The organism is Limosilactobacillus walteri, assembly GCF_014830205.1.
Taxonomy (GTDB): domain Bacteria; phylum Bacillota; class Bacilli; order Lactobacillales; family Lactobacillaceae; genus Limosilactobacillus; species Limosilactobacillus walteri.
The window spans coordinates 1-16194 of the sequence record NZ_QORN01000001.1; the positions used below are offsets into that span (position 1 = coordinate 1).

Genomic DNA, 16194 nt, shown 5'->3' on the forward strand with positions numbered 1-16194 from the left:
AATGCTACAGCGCAGTACACAAAGGGACTCTAGCGTTCGGAAAATCCGAACACTAGAGTCCTCTTTGTGCTTGCGGGGGTTCCCTAAAGGCTAGCTTCGCGTCGAAAAACGAACTAGCAAGCTAGTTCTGTCTCACTCCCTTTTAGGTTATTTATTGTTAGCATCAGGATTGGTAATCTTGATCCGGTTTGAATCAGTTGAGGAGTGATTTTGTTCCGGAGCATCGGTACTGTAATCATCGACTGTTGATCGATCACCATTTTCTGAGAAGATACTGGTTGATTTAACCCCTTTCTTCTTTTCAATCCGTTCAGCCCGTTTTAATCCATTGGAATAGTTATAGTCTGCTGGATTGACGTTCTTAAATCCTTTTGGATGGTAAAAACGTAAGAGGTTCTTTTCATTAAGCGAATCAGATAGACTCAATTCTTCGTTTACGAAAGCTTGGTCCTTCTTTAACTTCTCTTGTTGCTTTTTAGTTAGCTTAGCTTCTTTACCAGTACGGTTTTTGTAAATTGTTCCGCCCACACTGGTGTAGGTTGGGGTGATGAAGTCGCGGTTTCGGAAAGCAACAATCTGATTGTGCTTGCTGGAGAACAGGTCAGTTCCAAACTGAATATACCGTTTGCTGCTAATACCCAATAAGTGCAGGAGGGTTGGCAAGACATCCACTTCTCCACCATACGTATGGTCAACTCGTCCGTGACCATCTCCTGGAATAACAAACATCAACGGTACCCGCTGTAGCTGAGCATTATCAAAGTCGTTCCAATCATCGGCATTCTTACCAAGAACGCTAGCTAGTGAAGGGTTTTCACTATTTGAAATCCCATAGTGGTCCCCATAAATCATAATGATCGACTTCTTATCTAGCCCAGTCTTTTGTAAGTAGTTAAAGAACTCTTGAATTGATTGGTCAAGATAATGTGCGGTAACAAAATAATTATCAACATTACTGTCACCGGTATCCGTTGTCTGGAAGTTAGGGTCTTTATCTTCGTCATCAAGTGTATATGGGAAGTGATTAGTTACGGTAATGTACTTAACATAGAAAGGCTGTTGGAGGGTCTGGAGGTACTTAACCGAATTCTTAAATAGCAGCTTATCCTTAAGACCGTATCCGGTCGCCTTATCACCAGAAGTATCGTAGTAACTAGCATCAAAGAAGTATTGGTAACCGAGATTTTTGTAGACATTATTACGATTCCAGAAACTAGCAACGTTTCCATGGAAGACAGCACTGGTATAGCCAGCCCGTTGGTTGAGAATCGCAGGAGCTCCTTGGAATGTATTATCACTACCGAGAGTTGCAAAAAGTGAACCCTGCGGTAAACCAAATGTACTAGTCTCTAATAAATTCTCGGCATCACTAGTTTTCCCTTGACCAACCTGGTGGAAAAAGTTATCAAATGAGTAAGTATCCTTACCGTTATAAAGGGAATTAAGGAAAGGAGTGACTTCTTGTCCGTTAATTTTTTTATTAATCAAAAATTGCTGGAAGCTTTCGAGGTGGATCACAATGACATTTCGTCCCTTTGCAATTCCATACATTTGCGGATTAGCAGGTGCATAATGTTTGTCCGTAAATTTTTTAACTTTTAGCAGTTCCGGTTTGGTTGCACTTTGCCGCATATTATTAATATGCTGGGATTTAACTAAGTCATAGCCCGTAAAGGCATCAATCCCCAGATACTTTACAATGTAAGACCGGTCGAATGTGCGGCCGAGCAACTGTGGGCGGCTCATTTCAGCAAACGACAAGTTGACGCCGAATAGAACCAGGGAGACTGAAGTGAAGGCAAATGCCAGCCGTGTTCCGATCGCCCGCGGATCAAACTTGATGACCTTGCAAAGCATTAAGACCACAATGACAACGATATCTAACCAATAAAAAACATCGTGAAAATTGGTTAAGGCTAATGAGCTCCCGCTTAAACCTTGATTAACCTTTGAATAGCCCGTCATTGTCGCAATTGTCATAAAATCAGTAAATTCACGATAATAAATGACATTTAGGTAAAGCAACAAAGTATTTGCGATGTCCAGCCCCATAATAACGGGGTAAAAAAAGCGGGCACGTTTAAAATAGAATGCCAAACTATAGATAAAAGCAGTCGTTGCTAAAGGGTTAAAAAACAGGATCAGATATTGAAATAATCCCGTGGCCCCCAGCTTGAAATCAGTAAAGTAAGCAAACAGGGTCTTTAACCAAAAAAGGATAACTAGGAGGGTGAAAAAACCAATCCTAGTATCCACAAATTTGCTTAATTTTTTCATTAGGAATGTTCCTCGCAATCAATATTGTTTGTTCTGGATTAGCGAAATAAAAATTCGACAAATCAAGAATTATTTTATCACAGATCGCTAAAAAACATTCCTTTTCACGAAATCGTTGTAGAAATTTAATTCTTTGCTGGAATCGTTGCTGGTGTTGGACTAGATAACCAGTCATCGCTGAATAACTTTTTAAGCTTTTTGTTGACCGGAATCCAGATCTCAGCTTTTAAGATATCTTTGAGGGAGGCAAAGAGAGTTTTGTCTTGCTGATATTTAGTCGTTAGGGGGATTCGGAGAAAGTGCCCTTCTTCAGTAATCACTATAATATTTTTACGGGAGACATTAATGATCTTAGCCGCAACAATATTTGCTTCGTTTGTATCTTTAAGTTTCATGTATACTTCATTCCTCCTATATTTCCTAGTGTACGAGCTGAATATGAAAGAAGTATGTTTAAAGCACTAAGTAAATTATTAAATAGTTTTCTACACTTGTAAGCGGTACAATGAAAATAAATGGAGGGATTGTAATGACAAAACTAAATATTTATCTTGTTCGCCATGGGCAGACCTTTTTTAATATCTATAATAAGCTACAAGGCTGGAGTAATTCGCCATTAACGATCAAGGGAAAAGAAGACGCTAAATTAGCTGGTGAAAAGTTGCAAAATATTCATTTCGATGGTGCGTTTTGCAGTGATACAACGCGGGCAATAGAAACAATCCAAACAATTTTAAATATGAATCAGGAAAACTCAGTAAAACAACCAGTGACGGCTCCATATTTCCGAGAAGAATTTTATGGGTCATATGAGGGAACCAATATGGACCTTGCTTGGTATAATGCAGGAGCACCACACGGCTTGAAGAACTTTCATGATATTGTGGAAAAATATTCAATCGGGCAAGCAAAGGATTGGCTAAAAGATGCCGATCCGTTTCATGATGCCGAAAATAATGAGGAGTATTGGGAGCGGATGGATAAGGGACTAGCACTTATTCGCAATGCTGACTTGCCAGATGACGCCAATGTTTTATGGGTGAGCCATGGTAATACGCTACTGAGTTTAGTCGAGCGTTTTGGTCATGGAAAATATGATGTAACAGTTCGTCCCGCCAATGGGAGTTTAACTACTGCCGTCTTAACAGACGATGATATGCAAATCATTGAATATAATAAATAAAAAGCAGGAGATTGGCCTTTTTGACAAGGTGGCTGGTAAGCTAACGGGTTAACGGGCTGATGATCTTACTTGAAATTATAAAAAGAGCGATGTTTAATCCCAATATCACTACGTTAAGATACTGGTCTAAGCCATCGCTCTTTTTGATTGCCAATCATTTAGTTTATATTTTGGTCTTTTTTGATTGCGTGTCTTTTAAATTTGAAAAACTTATATTGTAAAGAAACTAATTCAACCAAAATTACGATAAATCCAGCCACAATAACTATTCGTAACCATGACCACGGAATACTGTCCCGAAAAATTACTCCACATAAAAATAGAAAACAAACAAAATAGCCACTATATAATTCAGTTTTTAGTTCTCGGTAACTCTTTTCTGTTTTCATATGATTTCTCCATGTAAAATTTTCTAAAAAGAATATCATGCATGGATAAAGCTTGTCAACAGGCGTATAGCTTTGGTAATCCAAATAACAATAAGACAAATTATTTTTCGATTGCCATCTGAAGATTAGTATATTTAATCATTTATTGAATTAATTTGAAGTATTTTGAAATTTATAGAAAACGCTTACTAAAATAAAAGGTGGGGGATTAAACAATAAGGAGTGGATAGTATGGATAAGACAGTGAGTAAACAACGATCACGCTTTAAGCTAAAAATGCCAGGAGCCTTTACAATCTTATTCTTTCTGACAGTGATCGCGGTAATGCTGACGTGGGTCATTCCCGCGGGTAGTTATTCTAAACTAACCTACGCGAATGATCATTTGCAAGTTGTCCAGCCGAATGGCGACAAAAATGTCTATCCGGCAACGCAAGCTACTTTGAAGAAGCTGAACTTGCAGATTGATATCGATCAGTTTAAGTCTGGGGCAATTAATAAACCAATCTCGGTTCCGGGAACTTACGAGCGGTTAAAGCAGCACCCAGCTAAAATCAGCGATATTTTTACAAGTATGGTTGAAGGGACGATTGAGTCTGTCGACATTATGATCTTTATCCTAGTCTTAGGTGGACTGATCGGAGTCGTTAAGGCCAGTGGTGCCTTTGAGTCAGGACTAGCGGCCCTTTCAACTAAAACTAAGGGAAAAGAGTTTATCCTAGTTTTCCTAGTAACGGTTTTACTAGCACTAGGAGGAACGCTCTGTGGAATTGAAGAAGAAGCAGTTGCGTTTTATCCAATTCTCGCCCCAGTATTTATTGCCATGGGCTATGATTCAATTGTTTGTGTGGGGGCAATCTTCTTAGCTAGTTCACTTGGAACAACTTTTTCGGTAATCAACCCGTTTTCAGTTGTTATTGCTTCTAATGCCGCCGGAACGACCTTTACTCAAGGAATGAGCGGACGGATTGTCGGACTAATCGTTGCGGTGATTTGCTTACTGTTCTACTTGCATTGGTATGCGCGGCATGTTCAAAAGGATCCGCAATTTTCTTATTCTTATGATGATAAGGCTAAGTTTGATCAGATGTGGGCAATGGATACTAGTGAAGAAAGAGACCAACGTTTTACAACGAAGAAGAAAATTATTTTAATTCTATTTAGTTGTGCCTTTCCAATCATGATTTGGGGAGTAATGGCAAGAGGATGGGCCTTTCCTAATATGGCGTCAGCTTTCTTAACGATTGCAATTATTATTATGTTCTTAACTTGTTTTGGGAAGCGAGATGGCTTGGGTGAATATAAGACCACGACCGCTTTCTCTGATGGCGCTGCTAGTTTAGTTGGTGTTTCACTGATTATTGGATTAGCGCGAGGAATCAATAAGGTCTTAAATGATGGGTATATTTCTGATACAATCTTGTTCCAGTCCTCGAAATTGGTTGCACACATGAATGGCGGCTTGTTTATCATTGTGATGATGTTTGTCTTCTTTGTATTGGGCTTTATTGTGCCATCATCATCAGGGTTGGCAGTTTTAGCAATGCCGATTCTGGCACCGTTGGCCGATACGGTTCATATTCCGCGGTATACCGTGGTAACCGCCTACCAATTTGGTCAATATGCAATGTTATTCTTAGCACCGACTGGACTAGTAATGGCAACGTTGCAAATGCTTGATATGCGGTATTCACACTGGTTACGGTTTGTTTGGCCAGTGGTTGTATTTGTGCTTGTTTTTGGGGGCGGTATCTTAGTCGCCGAAGTTTTGTTAGCTTAAAGATAACTGGTTACTAATAGGAGTTTTTGATACTGACAGTAAAAAGAGGAAGCTAGAAAGTAACGGCCATGTCGTGGCGGCTATTTTCTAGCTTCCTTAATTTTTATCTTACATCATTGCTGATTCTTTCCGATCCTTTTGCCATTTTAGGCCAATTCCCGTAATTCCACTAAGAATGGAGAATACTGGCGAGAAGAGACTAAAGAAAGCAAAGGGGAGGAAATGAAGAACAGGAACACCTAGGGTTGAAGCGGCAAATGATCCAGCTACTCCCCATGGTATAAGGTAGTTAATCACGCTTCCGCCATCTTCGAGTACCCGACTGAGAGCTAATGGAGAGAGGCCCATTTTATCAAAGGCTCCCTTAAAGGCTTTTCCTGGAAGGATAACAGAGAGGTATTGTTCACCAACAAAGAGGTTAATGCCAATTCCTGACAAAATCGTTACGGTAATAAGGCTTCCTGGCTGGTGCAAGTGAGCAACTAATGGTTTCATCGCGGATTGCACAATATTAAATTTCATGAGGATTCCCCCTAATGAAAGGGTTACGATAATCAGGGAAACGGTCCCCATCATACTGCTGATACCTCCCCGCGTTAGCAATGCATTCACGGATGCATCACTGGTGTGGGCAACAAAACCATCGCTAATAAGTTTTGCTAAAGATTGGAGCGAAGTGTGTGGGTTTTGGAAGAAAATCATGACGACGGTTACGATGATGTTGATAAATAATGTTGGGATGGCTGGAATGTGACGCCAAGCGCAGATAAACATTAGCGCGATCGGTAGAAGTGCCCACCAAGAAATAGCAAATTGTTGATGGAGAATGGCGGTGGTGTGAGCAATTTTGCTGGCGCTCATTTGTGAACCGGAATTACCAAGAAACCAGAAAATAATTAATGATACAACGAATGAGGGGATTGTTGACCACATCATATTTTTAATATGGGCGAAAAGGTCACTCCCAGCAATTGCAGAAGCTAAGTTAGTGGAGTCCGAAAGAGGCGACATTTTATCACCAAAGACGGCGCCGGAGATGACTGCCCCAGCAACTAGCGCTGGGTTAACATTCATTGCCACGCCCATTCCAAAAAGGGCGATCCCGATTGTTGAAATCGTGGTAAAACCACTACCGATAGAGAGACCAACAAGGGAACAAACGATAAAGGTTGAAGGAACAAAAAATTGACTACTGATGAGCTTAAACCCGACAATCATAATTGTGGGGATAACTCCAGCATGGATCCAGACGGCAATCAAAGCACCGATTAGGATAAAAATAAAGATGGGGATGATGGCGGTACTAATCCCCTCTTGGATTCCTTGATGGATTTCTTCCCAACTAGCGCCACGAAATTTTACCCAAAAAATAAGTAAGGCAATAACAAATAAAACTGGAATTTGTGGTGACAACCCAAATTTAATTACGGCTGTTCCTAAAATTATTAGCATAATAAGCAGTAAGGTAACTGCTTCTTTAAATCGAATACTCTTCATTAGACTTCCTCCTCGAAATAAAAAAGTCCCGTTGATATTGCTATCAACGGGACGATTAATTTTAAAACCGCGGTACCACCCACTTACGCATCCTAATACTATGCGCACTCATATCAGGTGGTAACGGCACTGATTATGGCCGGACAATTAATATCCTCGCGATAATTCGTGTCACTCCGCCTGACCGGTTCGCACCTCACCACCGGCTCTCTTACACCTAACGAAGGACCTACTGAAACGATAATTGTTGCAACTATAATATCGTGCTTGAATTTGAATGTCAATAATGAAATTAAAAAATTATGAGAATGAATTAATCATGGGCAGCCCAACGATGGCTAAAGAGCAAGTTGAGCAGTACCGCCGAAATACTAGTAACGACAATCCCATTGCCGAGGATAATTTGAAATTCAGTTGGCATATGTTGAAATAGTTGCGGATACATTGTAATTCCTAAGCCAAGACCGATTGAAACAGAGGCGGTTAATAAATTAGCATTATTTGAAAAATCAACTTTGTGCAGAATTTGGACTCCTTGCACACCAACCATTCCGAACATCACAATCATTGCGCCGCCAAGGACTGGTTCGGGGATAACCGTAGCTAACGCGCCAACTTTTGGTAAAAGCCCCAGAATTAGCAATAAAAAGGCCGCGTAATAAACTGGTTGCCGACTTTTTACTCCTGACATTTTAAGAACACCAACATTTTCAGAGAAGGTTGAATATGGAAAGGTATTAAAAAGTCCACCAAGGATTGCGGCGATTCCTTCTGCCCGATAGCCATGCTCCAAGTCTTTACTCGTTAACTTTCGTCCCGTAATATCGCTAAGGGCAAAGAAAACGCCTGTTGATTCAATCATGGTAGTAAGGGAAACGAGAATCATCGTAATGATTGCACTGGCGTTAAAGTGGGGAACGCCGAAGAAAAATAGTTGTGGGGCATGGAACCATGCTGCTTCACTAACTGGTTTGAGTGAAATAAAGCCCATCATTCCCGCAATTAATGAAGAAATCAAAATTCCTAATAAAATCGCAATTGACTTCATAAAGCCACGCGCAAAGGCATTAAATAAGAGGATAATTGCAATGGTTAGAAAACCGATGAGGAGGTTGGCAGGAGCGCCGAACGAAGCAGCAGTGGGAGTGCCGCCGCCCAGATCTTGAAAACCAACGGGAACAAGGGTAAACCCAATAATCGTGATTAAGGAGCCGGTGACTACTGGTGGAAAGAACTTTTTCAAGCGGGCAAAGAAGCCGGCAATTAAGAAGACAAAAATTCCGGCCGCGATAATAGCACCGTACATATAAGTAATGCCAAGTTTCCCGCCGATCATTTCTAATGGCGTCACTGCCTGAACAGCACAGCCGAGGACGACTGGAAGACCAATTCCGGTTAGCGGGGTTCGCTTCAATTGTAGTAAGGTTGCGATCCCGCACATAAAAATATCAATTGAAACAAGGTAGGTCATCTGAAGCGTGGAAAAGTGCAAGTAATGACCGATAAGCAAAGGAACAAGAACATCCCCGGAATACATTGCGAGTAAGTGCTGGAAACCAAGTATAAAGTTCTTCCATTGCTGGGCAAAATCAATTTTTGCGTCGTTGCTAGTTGCGGAGATTGTGGTTGCTGGTTCTTTCAAAATATGCCTCCTGAAAATTTACAAACCTAAATAAAAAAGACCGCGAACTAAGTCACAGCCTATCGATTCGTTTATATCTAAGCTTTAGTAAAAACAGGCAACTGCCAGCTTTTAAAATGAAAAATGCTTATAGTCTAAAGTTTAAGGCTTTAGGTAGAAACTAACCGACCGTATTTCGGTATTATATAGGCTTTTTATTTAAATGATGTAGTTATCCTAGCATTAATCTCGAATTAAATCAAGACTTTGTTCGTGAATTTTGGTAATTATTAAGCAATCTAGCTTTTAAAGTTCATCTTTTACGATTGAAGGAAAGTGGTATCATTAAAGAGTATACTAACTACGATAGAAGGAAGCGGATATTGATGAGGAAGCTAATGAGTAGTTGTACAGCAATGTTGGTAGGTAAAAAAGCAACGATTGACGGCTCAACAATTATTGCCCGTGATGAAGATGCGGAAGATGGCGTTAATCCTAAAACGTTCAAGGTTTTTCCAGCGAAGGATTACGATGGCGAACATTATGTATCAAAATATAATGGCTTAACGGTTGAGATGAAAGGCCATGGTTGCCGGTATACTGCGACCCCGAATGGAGTTCTTGATGAAGGACGGTGGGATGAACAAGGGATCAACGAGTATAACGTTGCCATGAGTTCAACGGAAACTGAGATGACGAATGCGCGTGTCCTAGGGCATGATCCGTTAGTTAAAAATGGGGTTAACGAGGACTCGATGCTTTACCTTGTTTTGCCATTTATTAAGTCTGCTCGTGAGGGAGTTCAACGGTTAGGTGCCTTAATTGAGAAATATGGTACTGGTGAGAGTAACGGGATTGCTTTTAGCGATAAGGATGAAGTTTGGTATTTTGAAACTGGTGGCGGTCACCAATGGGTAGCCCAACGGATTCCTGATGATGCCTATGCAATTGCTCCTAATATTATGTGCATTGAAGAGATTGACTTTAACGATCATGATAGCTTCATGTACGCTCCGCAAATTAAAGCATTTGTTGATAAATATCACTTAAACCCTAATCCAGGAACATTTAATTTCCGTAATATTTTTGGAACCCAAGATGAAGCTGACGCATACTATAACACGCCGCGGTCATGGTATGGTCAAAAGTTATTTACTCCATCACTAGATCAAGAGCCAACCAGTCAAAAAATCCCATTTATTCAACACCCGGAAAAGAAAATTGCGATAGAGGATGTTGAATACTTCTTGTCATCGCATTACAATGGCACGCAGTACGATCCAATGGGGACTTTTGCGTCTGGCGATAGGGACGATCAAAAGAAGTTTCGTTCGATTGCGCTTGATCGTAACCAGAGTTCATGTATTCTCCAAATTCGTAATGATGTGCCAGCAAAGTATGCAGCTATTCAGTGGCTTAACTTTGGCTTTTATTGTTATAGTCCATATGTGCCGTTCTTTACTAACATCAGCGATACGCCAGCAAAGTATAAATACGCAACGAATGATGCTCAGCCGGACAAGAGTGCTTATTGGTTGAATAAACTGCTCGAAGTCATTATTGAACCGCGCTATCATGAATTCATTAATGAAGTAAATGATTTTCGCGACCGCTGTCAAAGTTACGGGGTCAGTCGGGTTGATGCAGTTACAAGGGCTGCGGAGGTACAAAATTCTGCGAACCTTACTAACTACCTAACTGAGCAAAATATGAAAACCGCAAATCATGTTCTTGATGAGACTCATAAGCTTTTTGATAGCTTAGTCCATCAAGCCCTCCTTAATTCTAAATTCCAATTTGAACGCGGGGATAATCTATAAATAATAATAAAGGGCCGGCAAAAATTTTGCCAGCCGCTTTTTATATATTACAAAGTTGCTTATTTCCACCAATGGCGGTTAATCAGGAACACAATACATGCTAGCATTAGGATTACCATAATCAGCAGGGTGATTACCCATGAATAATTACTGTTGGCGAGGGGGAGCTTAACGTTTTCGCCATAAAAACCAGCGACGATTGTCGGAATTGATAAAACGATTGAATAAATGGTTAGGTACTTCATAGTCTGGTTTAGGTCACTATCTAAAACCTTGCTATAGGCATTAGAAACTCGCGCCGAAACATCAGAAGTCATCTGTGCCATCTCTAACCCTTGCTGAGCTTCGACAATTACGTCATCAAGGTCGTTATATTGCTTAGTAGTGATGTGGTTGCCGAATCGTCGCTTAAATTCTTCTAGTAATGATACGTTTCCCTTAAGCGAAGTCAGCATATAAACTAGTCCGGTTTCGATTTCCATGAACTCGGTGATGGCTTGGCGCCCAGTTCGTCGTTGAATATTACGTTGAATTTGCTGCCGTTGTTGGTCAACGCGGCGTAAAGGACCGAAGTAATCAGTTGAAAGCCGGTAAAGAACCGGGAAAACCAAATTTAACTTATCATCATTAGCGCCATGCTTTTTTAGTAGGCGTAATTGGTTAGCAATAATCCCGTTAACAAAGTTAGTCTTGGCATTTGTAAACGTAATAATATTATTTGCAGTCAGCATAATCCCAATTGGGGCGGTTTGCGGAGCTGTAACTGCGTGGGTTGGAACGTAAACATCAAAAATTAAAAGCGTCACGCCGGCATCAGGATCAACTTCAACCCGGGCTTTTTCATAGGGGTCGATTGCATAATCAAGCAATTCTTGTGTAACTTCATATTTTTCAATTAGGTCTAATCGTTCATGGGGAAGGGGCTCAAATATACTTATCCACTTGCTATGGTCATTAATCTGCTCAGTTGTTAACATCAGTGCTCATCCCCTTAAAAATACTCATATTCTATTCAACGCTATAATTGGCAAATTGTAAACCAGCTAAATGAAAAATTAACTGAATATTTCCTGGGAAATAACGTAAAATAGGGCTATCGAAAATATTAGCGCGAATGAAGGTGGGAAAAGTGCCGTTACGTTGGCAATTTAATGAAATTTTGAATCAAAAACAAAAGGAACTCCCTTTGCGGTCGCTGCTTCATGAACAGTGGCTGCTGCCTAACCGGCTAATCCATTATTTGAGAATCCGTCGGAATATTACGGTTAATGGGCAATATCGCTCAATGAATGAGCTTGTCGCTGCGGGAGATATGATTGAATTTGGCTTTCAGGGCGATGAGGTTCGGACACCTGATGCTAATGATTATGTTCCAACGGCGAAACCGCGATTAAAGATTTTGTATGAGAATCGGGACTTGTTAGTGGTTAATAAACCACGTGGGCAGAAAACCCATCCTAATTATCATGGCGAAACCGGAACTTTGATGAACGATGTTGCCGGATATCTAGCGGATACAACCAGTAATGCCTACATGGTGCACCGCATTGACCTCCAGACAAGCGGTGCAGTGATTGTAGCTAAAAACCCAATTGTCGTCCCCATTCTTAATCGTTTAATTAGTACCGGGAAAATTCACCGGCAATACCTGGCCGTAGTTGAAGGTAAATTTAGCGGTAACGGACAAATGAAGTGGCCAATTGGTAAAAATCCATCGAATTTGCATCTTCATCAAGTAAACGGTCTTAATGCGCAGGCAGCATTAACTTACTACCGAAGTTTAGCAAGTAACGAGCAGCGTTCATTACTCAGCTTGCAATTAGCAACTGGGCGGACGCATCAGTTGCGGGTCCACCTAGCATATAGCGGTCATCCAATCGTGGGGGACCCGCTTTATAACCCAGCGTCCCCAGAAAAGATGCTTTTGCATGGCTCATCACAAAAGCTGGTCATACCGTTCGTAATGAAATCTTTAAATATTACTGCGCCATTACCGTCCTATTTTAATGATTATTTGGTAAAATATAACTTAGCTAAGAAGCAAATTTGAATAAGGGAGGACATTAATTGTCACTTTTAGAAAAGTTGTATGGACCGTTTTTTGATCCACATAACTGGGCAATGGTTATTACGTCAGGACAGGATTGGTTGATTATTCTATCGCTAGTTATGATTGAATGTCTCTTATCCGTTGACAATGCCGTTGTATTAGCAGCCCAGACGCGTGTATTACCAACATTAAAAGAACAAGAAGAATCGTTATTCTATGGAATTTGGGGTTCTTATATCTTCCGTTTCTTAATTATTGGTATTGGAGTCTACCTAATTAATTTCTGGGAAATTAAAGTTATTGGGGCTGCTTACTTGATTTATCTTGTTTACCGCTACTTCCACAATAAATTCTTTGGCAAACGTGCATTACGTAAAACCCATGAAGGTAAGACCCGTTTAACTGGTCGCAAGCTTTTTTGGACTGTCGTTCTCCAAATTGAATTTATGGATATTATCTTCTCAATAGATTCCGTTTTAGCATCGTTAGCTGTTTCTGAAAATCCGGTGATTGTTTTAATCGGTGGCTTGATTGGGATTGCATGTATGCGGGGAATCGCTGAAGTGATAATGAAATTAATGCGGAAAGTACCCGAGCTTGAACCGATGGCCTATATTTTGATCTTTGTGATTGCAATCAAGCTCTTCTTAACTATCCCGGCAATTGACATTGAGATTCCGTCAGGGATTTTTGGTAGTTTTATCTTGCTTGTTTTTGCAGTAACAATTATCATTCACTTTATACGAAGACCACAAAAAAAGAAGGTAGAATAAAATGGCAATTAATGCAACGGCTGCGACCTTTGATGATACGATCCAAGGTCCGCTAACCATTGTTGATTTCTGGGCACCATGGTGCGGCCCCTGTAAAATGATGGAACCGGCAATGCAAAAGTTGGAAAAGCAATTCGGCGATAAAATCAAATTTGTAAAAATGAATGTTGATGGCAACCAAGCGATTGCTCAAGAGTACAAAGTAATGAGTGTGCCAAGCCTAGTCCTTTTTCGTGATGGTGAGGCCAAAGAAAAAGTAACTGGTTTTTATCCAGAAGCCAAGTTAGCGCATTACTTTGAACGAAAGATTGCAGAAAAATAAATTAATTACCAAATAGCCAGGTTAATGAAGGATCTTCCTCACTAGCCTGGCTATTAATATTTATTTTTTAAAATGCGGTTTATAACATTGATAGAAAATTAACGCTAAAATAAAAGTTAAACAATCAGCGGCTGCTTGGGCGGCAATGATACCTGTATAGCCGAATAACTTTGCCAGAATACTAATTGTCACCCCGAAGATTAATCCCTGACGGCAAAATGATAGCCAAAATGCTGGGGTCGCCTTTCCCATCGATTGGAACATTGTGGTGAAGACGAGGATAATTCCAGCTAAAGTTGTTGAGATAGAAAGCCATCTCAACATTAATGATCCTTCTGCCACAATCTTAGGGTCATTCATAAAGATGCGAATTACGTGCGGAGCAAAGATAAAGAGAATAATTGTAAGAATTATGGCGAGGCTGGCCACAACTTGGATATCAAACTTAACTACTTTATTGAATCGTTGTTCATCCTTGGCGCCGTAAACATAACCGATTAGTGGTTGCGCTCCAAAGGCAAAACCGACCATAATCATGTTAATAATCATATTCGCCTTCATTGCAATTCCCATCGCAGCAACACTATCTGCTCCATAGGTAATTAAGTAGCGGTTAGTCATTGCCACAGCAAAGGTTGCCATGATGTTCGTAACAGAGGCGGGAATTCCAATTGCGTAAATTTCAAATTGAAGTTTCCAACTGATTTTAGTTTCGTGAATAGATGTAGATAGTTTTTTACTCTTGGTACGAAGGTAATAGACCATCAAGATATCGCCGATGACGGTACTCGTGACGGTAGCAAGAGCCGAACCGGCGGCACCGAGACCACAGGTAAAAATAAAGATTGGGTTTAAAATGATATTAATACCGGTACCAACCATACTGGCAATCATTGACTGCACGGCTAATCCTTCTGTTCGCAAAATATTAGTCGGTGAAAGTCCGAAGATAACGAAAACCGCTCCCCACGCAATTACAAGATAGTATTCACGAGCGTATTTCCAAGTTGAAGGAGAAGCACCGAGCAGGTGAAGGATCGGTGTCTGAAAAATCACCATAATCGCCGTAACGATGATTCCGCAAATAATCGACGCATAAAAACAGTAACCACTAACAAAGCGGGCAAGCTTATCGCGCTGTTCGCCGAATAACCGGGAGATAACCGAACTACCACCGAGGCCAAAAATATCCCCGAGGGCAATCATTAAAGTAAAAATCGGCGCACCTTGCGAAACACCAGCCACTAAATCAGGGTTCCCAGTTTTAGCAACAAAGAAAGTATCGACCATGTTATAGATCAGGGTCACAGCCATACTGAGGACAACGGGAAGGGCAAGGGTAAAATAGGCCCGTTTAATTGAAGCATGTTCAAATAACTCGTTCATTTTAAAACTCCTTTTGACAATCTGTTAACTATTGTACGCTATCTTAAATCAAGGGTGTAAGACTAAATTTTGGATAATACAAAAAAGTCGTCAGTGTTTACCCTCCAGAAACACTAACGACTTTTGTAAATTTTATTTTTTATTATCATACAAAGTGCGGGGATGCGGCTCGCCCTTAATCTCATGCTTAACATGTTTCAGCATATCATCGATCATTTCAATAACATGCGGGTCGTCTAAAACGTAGTAAACGCGAGTTCCTTCTTTATGACGACATACTAATTGGTAGCGGTAAAGAATCCCAAGCTGTTTCGAGATAATTGGCTGAACGAGGCCGAGATCGTTTACCATTGTTTTGACGTCCGTCTCACTATCTTGGTGACGAAGGTAATATAAAATCTTTAACCTTGTGCTATTGCTTAATACTTTGTAAATTTTAGCAGCTTCATCAATAAACTCTTGTGTTGAAGACATTGATCGCTGCCCTCCTTTTAGTGGTTTTAGTAATTATTATACCAAATTATAAAAGGTTAATAAGATGGGTGATTAATCCACTGTCCCAGAAGACATAACAGCCCACCCCGATGTAGATAACTTTCATTAAGAGTTCGCTATAACGAGTCATCAGTTTCTTGATCGGGGTTAGATTGCCAATTCCTTTAATTAGGAAGACGACAATGACTGACAAGAACGCGATAAAGAGTAATGCCAAGCCGAATTGTTTTAGTGACAGGTCTGTCAAAATCGGCAAGAAGATTGAGAGATTGCACCCTGTACAAACAGCGAGGTAGGTGACTAGCGTCGTCAAGATTGGCCCGTGCTTTGGCGCTTTTGTGGGATCTTCATCGTTGTCGTGAAGTGCCATGTAGATAGGAAGAATCCCAAGCACTCCTAGAATCCATTCGGGAAGAAAGAACGCGAGGGTCTTACCAACCATAAAGCTGATGGTTACCAAAATTAAGAGGGCGGCGAGATAACCAATAATAACACTCTTTATATTATAACGATCGAGCAAGCACAATAAAATAAAGAAGAAATCAAGGTTAACGGCAATAAAGGTAATAAAGATAATCCACCAATTCATATTAAACATCTCC

General features: G+C 40.5%; 15 protein-coding genes and 1 riboswitch. Of the genes, 6 read left to right on the forward strand and 9 right to left on the reverse strand.

Annotated elements, in window-relative coordinates; genetic code table 11:
- Nucleotides 1–147: 147 nt before the first annotated feature.
- Together DTK66_RS00005 and DTK66_RS00010 are read right to left on the reverse strand one after the other, a co-directional pair.
- Nucleotides 148–2277, reverse strand: coding sequence for an LTA synthase family protein (locus tag DTK66_RS00005; RefSeq protein WP_191667366.1), 2130 nt, complete (start codon nucleotides 2275–2277; stop codon nucleotides 148–150).
- Between the two features lie 125 nt (nucleotides 2278–2402).
- Complete coding sequence (locus tag DTK66_RS00010; protein WP_153931076.1) at nucleotides 2403–2672, reverse strand: hypothetical protein; 270 nt, start codon at nucleotides 2670–2672, stop codon at nucleotides 2403–2405.
- A 134-nt stretch (nucleotides 2673–2806) separates the two neighbouring features.
- Between DTK66_RS00010 and DTK66_RS00015 the strand changes: the two genes are divergently transcribed.
- A complete protein-coding gene (locus DTK66_RS00015; RefSeq protein ID WP_191667367.1) occupies nucleotides 2807–3460 on the forward strand; it encodes a histidine phosphatase family protein in 654 nt (217 codons plus the stop codon).
- A gap of 158 nt (nucleotides 3461–3618) precedes the next feature.
- Here DTK66_RS00015 and DTK66_RS00020 read toward each other — a convergent pair whose 3' ends face one another.
- Nucleotides 3619–3849, reverse strand: coding sequence for a hypothetical protein (locus DTK66_RS00020; protein WP_191667368.1), 231 nt, complete (start codon nucleotides 3847–3849; stop codon nucleotides 3619–3621).
- 231 nt (nucleotides 3850–4080) lie between these two features.
- Here DTK66_RS00020 and DTK66_RS00025 point away from each other — a divergent pair, with 231 nt between their 5' ends.
- Complete coding sequence (locus DTK66_RS00025) at nucleotides 4081–5628, forward strand: YfcC family protein (protein WP_191667369.1); 1548 nt, start codon at nucleotides 4081–4083, stop codon at nucleotides 5626–5628.
- A gap of 108 nt (nucleotides 5629–5736) precedes the next feature.
- Here DTK66_RS00025 and nhaC read toward each other — a convergent pair whose 3' ends face one another.
- Both nhaC and DTK66_RS00035 read right to left on the reverse strand, forming a co-directional pair.
- Nucleotides 5737–7125, reverse strand: coding sequence for a Na+/H+ antiporter NhaC (gene nhaC / locus DTK66_RS00030; RefSeq protein WP_153931073.1), 1389 nt, complete (start codon nucleotides 7123–7125; stop codon nucleotides 5737–5739).
- A 313-nt stretch (nucleotides 7126–7438) separates the two neighbouring features.
- Nucleotides 7439–8767, reverse strand: coding sequence for a nucleobase:cation symporter-2 family protein (locus DTK66_RS00035; protein WP_191667370.1), 1329 nt, complete (start codon nucleotides 8765–8767; stop codon nucleotides 7439–7441).
- 110 nt (nucleotides 8768–8877) lie between these two features.
- Nucleotides 8878–8976: riboswitch (purine riboswitch) on the reverse strand.
- 156 nt (nucleotides 8977–9132) lie between these two features.
- Between DTK66_RS00035 and DTK66_RS00040 the strand changes: the two genes are divergently transcribed.
- Nucleotides 9133–10566 carry a C69 family dipeptidase gene (locus tag DTK66_RS00040; protein WP_191667371.1) on the forward strand — a complete coding sequence of 478 codons (1434 nt, stop codon included), beginning with the start codon at nucleotides 9133–9135 and terminating at the stop codon, nucleotides 10564–10566.
- Nucleotides 10567–10625: 59 nt separating this feature from the next.
- Here the strand turns inward: DTK66_RS00040 and DTK66_RS00045 are convergent, their stop codons facing one another.
- On the reverse strand, nucleotides 10626–11543 hold the full coding sequence (locus DTK66_RS00045; protein WP_153931179.1) for a magnesium transporter CorA family protein: 918 nt from the start codon (nucleotides 11541–11543) through the stop codon (nucleotides 10626–10628).
- Nucleotides 11544–11695: 152 nt separating this feature from the next.
- Between DTK66_RS00045 and DTK66_RS00050 the strand changes: the two genes are divergently transcribed.
- Genes DTK66_RS00050 through trxA form a run of 3 tightly spaced genes read left to right on the forward strand, consistent with a single transcriptional unit; the run spans nucleotide 11696 to nucleotide 13711 of the window.
- A complete protein-coding gene (locus DTK66_RS00050; protein ID WP_438268333.1) occupies nucleotides 11696–12616 on the forward strand; it encodes an RluA family pseudouridine synthase in 921 nt (306 codons plus the stop codon).
- 17 nt (nucleotides 12617–12633) lie between these two features.
- A complete protein-coding gene (locus tag DTK66_RS00055) occupies nucleotides 12634–13389 on the forward strand; it encodes a TerC family protein (RefSeq protein WP_153931177.1) in 756 nt (251 codons plus the stop codon).
- 1 nt (nucleotide 13390) lies between these two features.
- Complete coding sequence (gene trxA, locus DTK66_RS00060) at nucleotides 13391–13711, forward strand: thioredoxin (RefSeq protein WP_153931176.1); 321 nt, start codon at nucleotides 13391–13393, stop codon at nucleotides 13709–13711.
- A gap of 60 nt (nucleotides 13712–13771) precedes the next feature.
- On the opposite strand, the gene DTK66_RS00065 is transcribed toward trxA, so the two are convergent.
- The 3 genes from DTK66_RS00065 to DTK66_RS00075 form a co-directional block, all read right to left on the reverse strand.
- A complete protein-coding gene (locus tag DTK66_RS00065) occupies nucleotides 13772–15097 on the reverse strand; it encodes an MATE family efflux transporter (RefSeq protein WP_191667373.1) in 1326 nt (441 codons plus the stop codon).
- 132 nt (nucleotides 15098–15229) lie between these two features.
- Nucleotides 15230–15571, reverse strand: coding sequence for an ArsR/SmtB family transcription factor (locus DTK66_RS00070; protein WP_153931174.1), 342 nt, complete (start codon nucleotides 15569–15571; stop codon nucleotides 15230–15232).
- A gap of 46 nt (nucleotides 15572–15617) precedes the next feature.
- Nucleotides 15618–16181: a cadmium resistance transporter gene (locus tag DTK66_RS00075; RefSeq protein WP_191667374.1), complete on the reverse strand. Its 564-nt coding sequence runs from the start codon at nucleotides 16179–16181 to the stop codon at nucleotides 15618–15620.
- Between the last annotated feature and the right edge of the window lie 13 nt (nucleotides 16182–16194).

Excerpts from the sequence above, each read along its gene's own strand:
- DTK66_RS00065 (WP_191667373.1), bottom strand. The coding sequence starts at position 15,097 with ATGAACGAGTTATTTGAACATGCTTCAATTAAACGGGCCTATTTTACC.
- trxA (WP_153931176.1), top strand. The coding sequence starts at position 13,391 with ATGGCAATTAATGCAACGGCTGCGACCTTTGATGATACGATCCAAGGT.
- DTK66_RS00010 (WP_153931076.1), bottom strand. The coding sequence starts at position 2,672 with ATGAAACTTAAAGATACAAACGAAGCAAATATTGTTGCGGCTAAGATC.
- DTK66_RS00025 (WP_191667369.1), top strand. The coding sequence starts at position 4,081 with ATGGATAAGACAGTGAGTAAACAACGATCACGCTTTAAGCTAAAAATG.
- DTK66_RS00020 (WP_191667368.1), bottom strand. The coding sequence starts at position 3,849 with ATGAAAACAGAAAAGAGTTACCGAGAACTAAAAACTGAATTATATAGT.
- DTK66_RS00070 (WP_153931174.1), bottom strand. The coding sequence starts at position 15,571 with ATGTCTTCAACACAAGAGTTTATTGATGAAGCTGCTAAAATTTACAAA.
- DTK66_RS00005 (WP_191667366.1), bottom strand. The coding sequence starts at position 2,277 with ATGAAAAAATTAAGCAAATTTGTGGATACTAGGATTGGTTTTTTCACC.
- nhaC (WP_153931073.1), bottom strand. The coding sequence starts at position 7,125 with ATGAAGAGTATTCGATTTAAAGAAGCAGTTACCTTACTGCTTATTATG.
- DTK66_RS00040 (WP_191667371.1), top strand. The coding sequence starts at position 9,133 with ATGAGGAAGCTAATGAGTAGTTGTACAGCAATGTTGGTAGGTAAAAAA.
- DTK66_RS00075 (WP_191667374.1), bottom strand. The coding sequence starts at position 16,181 with ATGAATTGGTGGATTATCTTTATTACCTTTATTGCCGTTAACCTTGAT.
- DTK66_RS00045 (WP_153931179.1), bottom strand. The coding sequence starts at position 11,543 with ATGTTAACAACTGAGCAGATTAATGACCATAGCAAGTGGATAAGTATA.
- DTK66_RS00015 (WP_191667367.1), top strand. The coding sequence starts at position 2,807 with ATGACAAAACTAAATATTTATCTTGTTCGCCATGGGCAGACCTTTTTT.